6 protein-coding genes are annotated in these 8450 nt (G+C 62.5%); 3 read left to right on the top strand and 3 right to left on the bottom strand.

Annotated features, from left to right (window positions below):
• The first annotated feature begins 143 nt into the window (after positions 1 to 143).
• A complete protein-coding gene (locus tag WAN02_RS08500) occupies positions 144 to 1034 on the top strand; it encodes a phosphatase PAP2 family protein (protein ID WP_422263715.1) in 891 nt (296 codons plus the stop codon).
• A 143-nt stretch (positions 1035 to 1177) separates the two neighbouring features.
• Here WAN02_RS08500 and WAN02_RS08495 read toward each other — a convergent pair whose 3' ends face one another.
• A complete protein-coding gene (locus tag WAN02_RS08495; protein ID WP_422263714.1) occupies positions 1178 to 2218 on the bottom strand; it encodes an alpha/beta hydrolase in 1041 nt (346 codons plus the stop codon).
• Between the two features lie 421 nt (positions 2219 to 2639).
• On the opposite strand from WAN02_RS08495, the gene WAN02_RS08490 reads away from it, so the two are divergent.
• Positions 2640 to 3812 (top strand): cytochrome P450, encoded by a 1173-nt coding sequence (locus WAN02_RS08490; protein WP_422263716.1) that lies wholly within the window; start codon positions 2640 to 2642, stop codon positions 3810 to 3812.
• 84 nt (positions 3813 to 3896) lie between these two features.
• Here WAN02_RS08490 and WAN02_RS08485 read toward each other — a convergent pair whose 3' ends face one another.
• Both WAN02_RS08485 and WAN02_RS08480 read right to left on the bottom strand, forming a co-directional pair.
• Positions 3897 to 5825 carry a PE domain-containing protein gene (locus tag WAN02_RS08485; RefSeq protein ID WP_422263713.1) on the bottom strand — a complete coding sequence of 643 codons (1929 nt, stop codon included), beginning with the start codon at positions 5823 to 5825 and terminating at the stop codon, positions 3897 to 3899.
• Positions 5826 to 6200: 375 nt separating this feature from the next.
• Entirely contained in the window at positions 6201 to 6953 is a 753-nt protein-coding gene (locus WAN02_RS08480) for a class I SAM-dependent methyltransferase (RefSeq protein ID WP_422263712.1), read from the bottom strand.
• 556 nt (positions 6954 to 7509) lie between these two features.
• Here WAN02_RS08480 and WAN02_RS08475 point away from each other — a divergent pair.
• Positions 7510 to 8450 (top strand): Wzz/FepE/Etk N-terminal domain-containing protein (locus WAN02_RS08475; RefSeq protein WP_422263711.1); only part of this gene is annotated, 941 nt, incomplete at its 3' end.

Genomic DNA, 8450 nt, shown 5'->3' with positions numbered 1-8450 from the left:
TTGCTGACGTCTGGTGGTCGTGTTCAGCAGCGCCGCCGGTAACTGCAGCCATCTCGCCTAGGCAGGGCCGACCGTGGTGTTCAAGGACTGGTTGCCGAGCGCTGGACCGGTAGCTCGTCTATCCGGGCAGTGCACGGGCCTTGATGGATTCGTGCCTGCGGGGCGGGCGGTCTCGGCGGGTTAGCGCTGCGTGCTGCAGAATGCTAGTCATCCAGAACAACATCACCACCATCGTGCTCATCGGGATTGCCCTTTTATTAGTTGCCGGCGCGCTGGTTGGTGACCGAAAACGGGCAGCGGTGTTGGTCGCCGCGGGGCTCCTGATGGCCTTCACGGCGCTCGCGATCGGGGTGCATGCCCATGGATGGGTAACGGCGTACGACGCTCCCACCGCGTCTTGGATCGGAAAAGCTATCCACCGATCCCACGGGCTTGACGAAGCTTCGTTGACAACCGCGCGTCTCGGCAGCTCCGCTGTGATCGCAGCGGCCGGACTAATCGGCGGAGCGTTACTGTCTTGGCGTGCTCGCTCAGCGAGGCCGGGAGTCATAGTGATTGCCACGGTCGGCGCGGCTACGCTCGCCGAGACCGCCATCAAGGCCGTCGTTGACCGCCCACTGACTCAAGCGGAGGTCCTGGCATCACCGCTATTGAGTACCGATCACCATCCGTTTCCGTCCGGACACGTGGCGGGCACCGGCGCGCTGCTCGGAATCATCGCCGTGTGCATCGGGGTCGGACGGAGCCGTACCTTGCGGGCCCTGCTCACAGCGTTGGTGGTTACCGGTGTGCTGATCGTTGCCTTCAGCCGGTTGTATCTTGGTCTCCACTGGCTCACGGACGTCGTTGGAGGCGCTCTCCTGGCCGCGCTATTCGTAATTCTGGGGGACGTCGCCATGAGAATGCGTCGCCGTCCGGCTTGGCCGCGCCGCGGACCCAGCAGGGATGAGCCGAGGGCGCAGGGGGTCACCCGGCCAGACAGTCGCGGAAGTCTTGACGTCATGTGGCGGCACCCTTTCCTGCGTGCGCGATAATTCCCTGTAGTGATTGTCTAGGCAGCTATACGAGCCGGGGCAGCTCGCGCTCAATGGGTCGAACGAATGGAATGAGGTAGGGCGTCAGCCCGACGATCGGTTGCCACTTTCAATTCGGTTGGCGTCACAGGGAGAGACGCGCCTCAGCCGCGGCTGAGGTGGGCTCGGATGGCCGAGATGGTGGCCGTGGTGGCGTCCGCGCTGCCGCCTCCAAATGGGGTGAAACCCGCAAAGCCGTGCGTCAGTGCATCGAACTGTCGGTGATCGACCGTGACGCCGGCCGAGCGTAGCGCCGCGGCGTATTCGTTGCCCTCGTCGCGTAGTGGATCGAATCCTGCGGTGAGTACGAGAGCGGGGGCCAATCCAGATAAATCAGCGGCTTTCAGCGGTGATACCCGTGCATCGTCGGCGGCAAGGCCAGTGCCGTCCAGATACAGGTCTACGAACCGCTCCTCCTGCAGCTTGGACAGGAAGAACCCGTCCGAGAACAAGGTGCGCGACCGGGTCTTCGCGGAGAGGTCGAGGAGCGGATAGAGCAGCACTTGCAGCGCTGGCTGCGGAATACCCTCTTCGCGGCTACGCAGCGTGACGAGGGCTGCCAGGTTTCCGCCAGCGCTCTCACCACCAACGCCGATTCGGGACGGGTCAGCGCCTAGCTCGGCGGCGTGTCCACGTGCCCATCGATAGGCCGCGACGCAGTCATCGACCGCAGCCGGGGCCCGGTGTTCGGGTGCGAGCCGGTAGTCCACCGACAACACGTGGATCGCGGCGTCTCTGCAAATCATCCGACACAGTCCGTCGTGGGATTCGATGTCTCCCACGACGAAACCGCCGCCGTGGAAGAAGAGAAGCAGCGGAGCCGCCTCGGCGACGGCCGGTCGATAGTGTCGCGCTCGAAGCGGGCTGTCGGGGCCGGGAATCGTGATGTCGGTGGTGGGGACGGCTAAGTCGATGTCCATCGCCGCATTTGATTTCCGCATCAGGGCGCGGGCAACTTCCAGATCACCACCAGCCGAGAGACCGCCAGTACGTCTGCTTCGTTGGGCGATCAGGATCAACTGAAGCGTGGCGTCAAGGGTGTTGCCGTCGACGGTGACCCTTCTGCCGCCCGTCAGGAGGCGTTTGAGCCACGGCGGAATCCACGGCATAACCTTGACAACGACGCCACGCGCGGCGTTTTTCACCGCGAGAGGGCGGGCTTTGGGCCGCTTGGGTGTTATGGCTGCCTCCGTGTGAACTGCGAAGTGACTTCCGCAGGCGCTGTATTCGGAACACATCTTTTGTTCCAGGATAAGCGGGGTCACCCTTCATACCTGCTCTAAGCGATGAAAATGCGAGCGCAAGAAGACAACTAGTTACAAGTGTCTGGTCTTCTACCCGTTCCATTCGGCCTACGAGGACGAGTGGACTCCATTGGCGCGGTGGACCTCAGGCGGCGGCTGGAACGGCCGACCGAAACCGCCTGCCGAAAGGTTCCGGTGCGGGATATTCTCGACCGGCTACACCGTCTAGTCCTGAGCGCGATCATCACTAGAGAAGAGGTCGGACGTGACTGAAGACGCGATCAGCATCGGCGGTGTCGACCTCACCGATCCGGACACATACATGGCGGGAATGCCCTTCGATGCGTTCCGGAAGCTCCGCGACTGCGCACCCGTGGCCTGGCACCCGTACAAGGATGGACCCGGGTTTCTCGCGCTCACCGGCCGCGACGAGGTCTTTGCCGTGTCCCGCGACAGCGCAACGTGGTCATCGGAGGCGACTGGGGTGTACTTCGACGTGCCCGGTCCCGACGACATCGCCGACCAGCGGGGGGTGTTGATGTTGACGATGGACCCGCCTCGGCACACCGCGCTGCGCGCTCTGGTCAGCAAGGGCTTCAAGCCGCGCCAGGTAGCGAAGCTCAACGAGCGCATCACGGACATGGCGCGCGACGTGGTCGACAGCGTCATCGAGCGGGGCGAGTGCGACTTCGTCACCGACGTCGCCGGGGCGCTGCCCTCATATGTCATAGCCGAACTGCTCGGCATTCCGCTGGAAGACGGCTACCGGCTTTACGAGCTGACCGAGATCATGAACACCGGTCTGATAGGCGACAAGCGCGCCATGAAGGCGGGCGCCGAGATGTTCGGGTACGCAACAGAACTCGTGGCCCACAAACGTGCGGATCCTGGCGATGACATCGCGACATCGCTGCTGCATGCCGAGGTCGACGGACAGCGCCTCACCGAAAGCGAGTTCAACTTCTTGTTCCTGCTGTTGATCAATGCGGGCGGCGACACAACCCGTAACCTGGTCGCCGGCGGCACGTGTGCGCTGATGGACCACCCGGAGGAGCGGGCAAAGCTGGAGGCGGATCCGTCGCTGCTGCCGACTGCGGTTGAAGAAATGCTTCGCTACATTGGGCCGTTCATCGCGTTTTTCCGGACGGCCACGAAGGACACCGAACTACGCGGGGTGCCTGTGCAGGAGGGCGACCGGGTGGCGATGTTCTACCCGTCGGCGAACCGGGACGAGGCCCACTTCGCCGATCCCGACCGCTTCGACGTGACTCGTAAGCCCAATCCGCACTTGGCATTTGGCGGCGGCGGCGCCCATTTTTGCCTCGGCGCGAACCTGGCCCGGGTGGAGGCGGCCACCCTCGTATCGGAGGTGCTGAGCCGGATGAAGAACATGGAGTTGGCGGGGCCTGTCGAGCGCATGCGGTCAACACTGATCAACGGCATCCACTCCATGCCTGTCCGGTTCACGCCTGCTCGACGTGTGGGCGCTCGGTGATCCGACAAGATCAGAAGATGGCCCGAAGCTCACCCGTGAACAACATCCCGCCGAACAAGGCTTGACTCCCTCCACGAAAACGCGTCACGCATTTTTAGCGAGGGGACCTAGACGATTTCGGCGACTCTCAATCGACGTAATGTTCGATACACCGATGTGCTCGGTTGAGGAAACAGCAGCGACCGGCAACACCGCGTTGCGGATCGCCGCCAATATGGCCGGGTGATGGGCGGAATGATCGCCGGTGGGTATGGCGATCAGGCGGGGCGGCCGCGACGTCCTTTGCAGTCGGTCAAGGGCTGCCCGGCCGCCTTTGGCAGTGAACTCCTCGGCATCCTCGGGCGAGGTAATCAGCGTCACGTTGGTTCCACGGTGGGCAAGCGTTGTCAGAACATTCTCCGGCAGCAAGACGAGTCCGACCTGGCTCAACACCCGCAGGACGAATCGCGGGAGGTGTTGGTGTATAGAGCTTTTCGTCCGCTTCCGAGCCGGGTTGAGAAGTGCCTTGAGGCGTTTTGTTGTGGATTCGCCAGCGCCGCCGCCCGTGTCACTGGCCGCGTTGGCGTGTAGTACCGCGTTGGCGTGTAGCGCTTCCTTCCGGACGCCCCACTGCTGCAGCAAGGTGGGGGTGACGCGCCAATTCCACACCAGCAGGTTGACCAGGATCGCCGAGTGCGCACCGATACCGCGGGCGGCCTGAGCGGCGTACCACGCGCCGGAGCAGATACCGACAAGCTCGAGTTCGCCGGCGTCTTGGCACGCATGTCTGGCCACCGCTATCGAGTTGGTGACGTCAGCCTTGGAATAGATTCTGCGCCAACGGTTCCGGCTGACCTGGCCCGACAAGCCCTGTCTTGCCGGGTCCCAGCGCACCGCCTGGGATCCAGCCGCTGCGATGCGACGTGACAATTCAACCCACTCCCGGGCGGGTCCTACGTGCAAGTCGTTGGCCGTCACGAAGAACAACACCGTCTTTGCGGGTGCGGGACTACGGTGTCGGGGCAGCGTGCGGATGGCGAATAGGCCGTTCGGTCCGATTCGTTCGATGCTCTCGACAACGTCGGCCCCGTCGGGCCCGTCGGCCGGCATCGTCACCGTTGTCCGGTATCGGGGCACGACGCGATGGGTACGAGTGGGAGCGTTTTCGTCGATCCACTCGATGATCGAATCGACCGCGGTGGAAGGGATCGGTACCAACACGTCCCTCGGTCGGGCGCATTCCGGCAGACCGCCGGTGATGATCGAATCAACTCCCTCGGCCGATGCCAGGGCGGTGACACGCTTGTCGGTCTCGGCTGGTCGTCCCACCACAAGTACGTTGTCGACGCCATGGGCACTGACTGGATTGGCAGCCATCCGCAGCGCGGCGAATTCTGCGGCGGCGTGGTCGCTCAACCGCCCGCCGAAGATTGACACTTCGCCGGGCGTAGCAGCGTCCTCGCCCACCGACACCCGGAACAGCGTGGTGTGTTCCCGAAGGTAACGCCTGCCCGTTCCATAGGGATCGAGGTAGACCACGCGATTGACCGTGTGGGATTGGGCCAAGTACTCGTTGAGGACGAGGCACCCGGCACGTATGCCGATAGCGGTCGCCGACTCCGCGCCGATCAGCTTGAGGTAGTCGAGCGCGCGGCCCACGCTTGCCACCCAGTTGGCCACCGCGTCATCACGGACCTGAGCGTATGCAGAATCACCCGAGCCCAGATAGTCAAAACGCAGCACGCCGAAACCGCGGCGCGCCAGGCTGTCGGCGAGGACCCGTTGCAGTCGGACGCTGTCCATCCCCTCCTTTCCCAGCGAACCGCAGATCAGTACCCCGCCCCTGATCCGGTTATCGACCGGCAGATGAAGCACGCCGAACAATGGCGAATCAGACGGTCCGAAGAATGTCGGCACCTCTTTAGTGGTGGGAGCCGCGGCGGCCGCATTCCCGGCCGTCATCGCAGAACCGATGTTCGGCACGCTGCCCGCCGCCACCGTCGACAACTCTGGTTGCGTGGTCACAATCGACATGTGCTCCTCCTAGCGGAAGCAGTGGGCCGCGGTTACCGCGGCGGCGCCTCGTGCTACGGACATCCATATACCAGGCATGTACTCATATCGCAGTTTACATACTATTTGACCGTATACAACGCAATCTGCAAGTTTGCAGTCTGTAGCCCTGGCGGCACGTTCAGAGAACCAATGGGCGGGTTCGTCGTCGGCATCGATGGAGGCCGCGGGCCGGTGGCAACGGGCGCGCTGACCCGGCCTTGGGGCGGCACGGTCCTCGTCGATGACGGTAGTGACCTACAGTCTGGTGGGCGCCATTCCGGCCGCCGGGCAGTCCCCGGACGAGAACGCCACCTGAAATTCACGGACACAAAGACAAACGTCGTTTGACGATTCTCATATTTTCTGGAACAGCATCAAGACCTGGCTTTGCCCGTAGGAACTCTTAAACGGCAGCGGGGAAAACTCGATATTGACGCACCGGAAGTTTCCGAGAAGAGTTCGCTGCGTTGCACGCCAGTCAAAACCGCGGTGAGATGCCTTGATATCGTCGGCGCGGCGCGCAGGAATTCCTAGAATTGCCGCTTTGAATAGCTCTGATCCGGTCATGTCCGAACGCCGACGGAAAAGAATGCTTCGACTTAGCTCTTTCAACAGGACGGCCGGGCCCGTCATGATTGGAACTGTTACCAACATCCTGCCGTTCGGTGCGAGGGCATGCAATGCGAAGTCTACGAACTGCTGCGTTTCCGAATCTGTCAAATGCTCGCAGACTTCTAAGCATGTCAGGATAGTGACCGATTGTGCCGCGATGGCAGTCGGATCGGAGACGATGCGGAAGTCGTCGTATTGTGCACTCTGATAAGGATCGTATCCCAGTAGTACTACGTCCGATCTTTCTTCCTTGATATCGACGGCGATATCATGCAAAAACTTCCCTTGGCCACAGCCGTAGTCCAGCAACACGGCCGAATCCCCCAAAAATGGCATCAAAAGTCGCTTCGACTTCTTCAACCGTGTGCGATGGGCGAACCGCGCGATCGGGTTGGGATTATCGACGGTCTGTTTCTCGTAAGAAACATCCATCCCTATCGCCTCCTTGGCTAATCGAGCGCAGTCGTCAAACGGCGGCGCGCCGTCGGGGCCCACTGAGCGACGGTCGCTGCGTCGCATCAGCAGGTCGATCTGCGGTCTGCTCTGCTCCTGTGCCCCGAATCCAGGTATATCTCTAGACTACCGGTTTGTAGTTGGGCGTCAATACCTTTATATAGCATGAATATCTGCCATGTGACGGATCGCCGGTATGTAACCTGACGAGCGCGCCCGACCTAGTCGCTGCTGCCCGCCTCGCATGCCGCGGTCCAAGCGCCGGCTTCCGAGCCTCGCCCGACGCCCCATTTCGGCGGAGCCGGCCTCAGCGGGAGCGCTCATCCAGCCGTGGCTGGCCACCAGCACTGGGCCCCGGTGTCTCCGTCGGAGCACGCGGTTGCTTCGCGGTCTGTTCTTGACCAGGCCAAACCTGGTACTGGGCTATCCGGGTATATGCATCCCTCGTGGACTAGTGGAAGACTGCGAGTTGTGCTAGTCGTATATATTAGTACTAATAGCCTGGATTCTCCGATTTAGATGTATCATCGGTATGTAGGTGAGCGCGGCGGTTACCGAGGCTATGTGACGCGAGCGCGAGCAAGGGTATAGGGGCGTCGTGGAGATACAGGAACTATGGAGGGTGATCCGGCAGCGATGGCGGGTCGTCGTGGTCGTGACCCTGATCTGCGTGTGTCTCTCGCTGGCTTGGTCGCTAGCTGGGCCGGTGTCGTATACAGCCCAGGGCAGGGTCATCATTTCCACGTCAGGGAGTCTGGGCACAGCCAGCGACGCCTACAGCGGAGAGCAGGTCTCGGTGGAACGGGCGCCGACGTACGCGCAGTTCCTGCGCGGACCGGAGGTCGCGGCAAGGGCCTCACAGAAACTTTCGGGACGCATATCGCCGCAGACGATTCAGCACTCGATCGACGCGCGCGTCAACTCCCGGCAGCCGATGGTCATCGTCACTGCGACGTCGCCCAACGCCAATGACGCGGTTCAAATAGTGTCTGCGGCCGAATTAGGCCTGCAGCAGTATGTTCTAGAAGTCGAGCGGCCTGGCCGCGACGGCTCCAGGGCGTGGGTGGTACTCGGTGGAGACATTCCCACCGTCGCGCGCGGGGGCAATTCTGTTCGCGACACCGCGTTGGCTGCCCTCGTCGGAATGGTGCTTGGGTCGCTTCTCGCGGTGTACCGCGATCGCACTGATCCGATCGTGAAAAGTGCAGGCCAGCTCGCCGGCGTTGGTCTGACTTATCGCGGCACCATCGCCGCCGATGACGACCCCTCTTCGCTGCGGGACCGGTTCTGGCGGCTCGCGGTGGGCTGCGTGGTCAAAGGGGAACCCGATACCGACACCCTGGAAGTAGGCATTGATGGTCAGTTGATCCGAGTCGGGGGCACGGCCAGGATTCTGGTGGTCGGGGTGGATCCGGACTCTGAGGCCCTTTTCATCGCACAGGGTTTCGCGGCTGGACTGGTCGCGTGCGGCGGCGAAGTGACGCTGATCGACGCGGTCTCCAGACAGTGGGGCCGCGGGACGAGTGGACTGTCTGATGT

Source organism: Mycobacterium sp. (assembly GCF_049281135.1).
Lineage (GTDB): Bacteria > Actinomycetota > Actinomycetes > Mycobacteriales > Mycobacteriaceae > Mycobacterium.
The sequence above is the reverse complement of the archived record's forward strand: the minus strand, read 5'-3'. Positions and strand labels throughout refer to the sequence as shown.

What these genes read in the sequence shown, in the direction of transcription:
- WAN02_RS08500 (WP_422263715.1), top strand. Translation starts at nt 144, where the DNA reads ATGGATTCGTGCCTGCGGGGCGGGCGGTCTCGGCGGGTTAGCGCTGCG.
- WAN02_RS08485 (WP_422263713.1), bottom strand. Translation starts at nt 5,825, where the DNA reads ATGTCGATTGTGACCACGCAACCAGAGTTGTCGACGGTGGCGGCGGGC.
- WAN02_RS08490 (WP_422263716.1), top strand. Translation starts at nt 2,640, where the DNA reads ATGGCGGGAATGCCCTTCGATGCGTTCCGGAAGCTCCGCGACTGCGCA.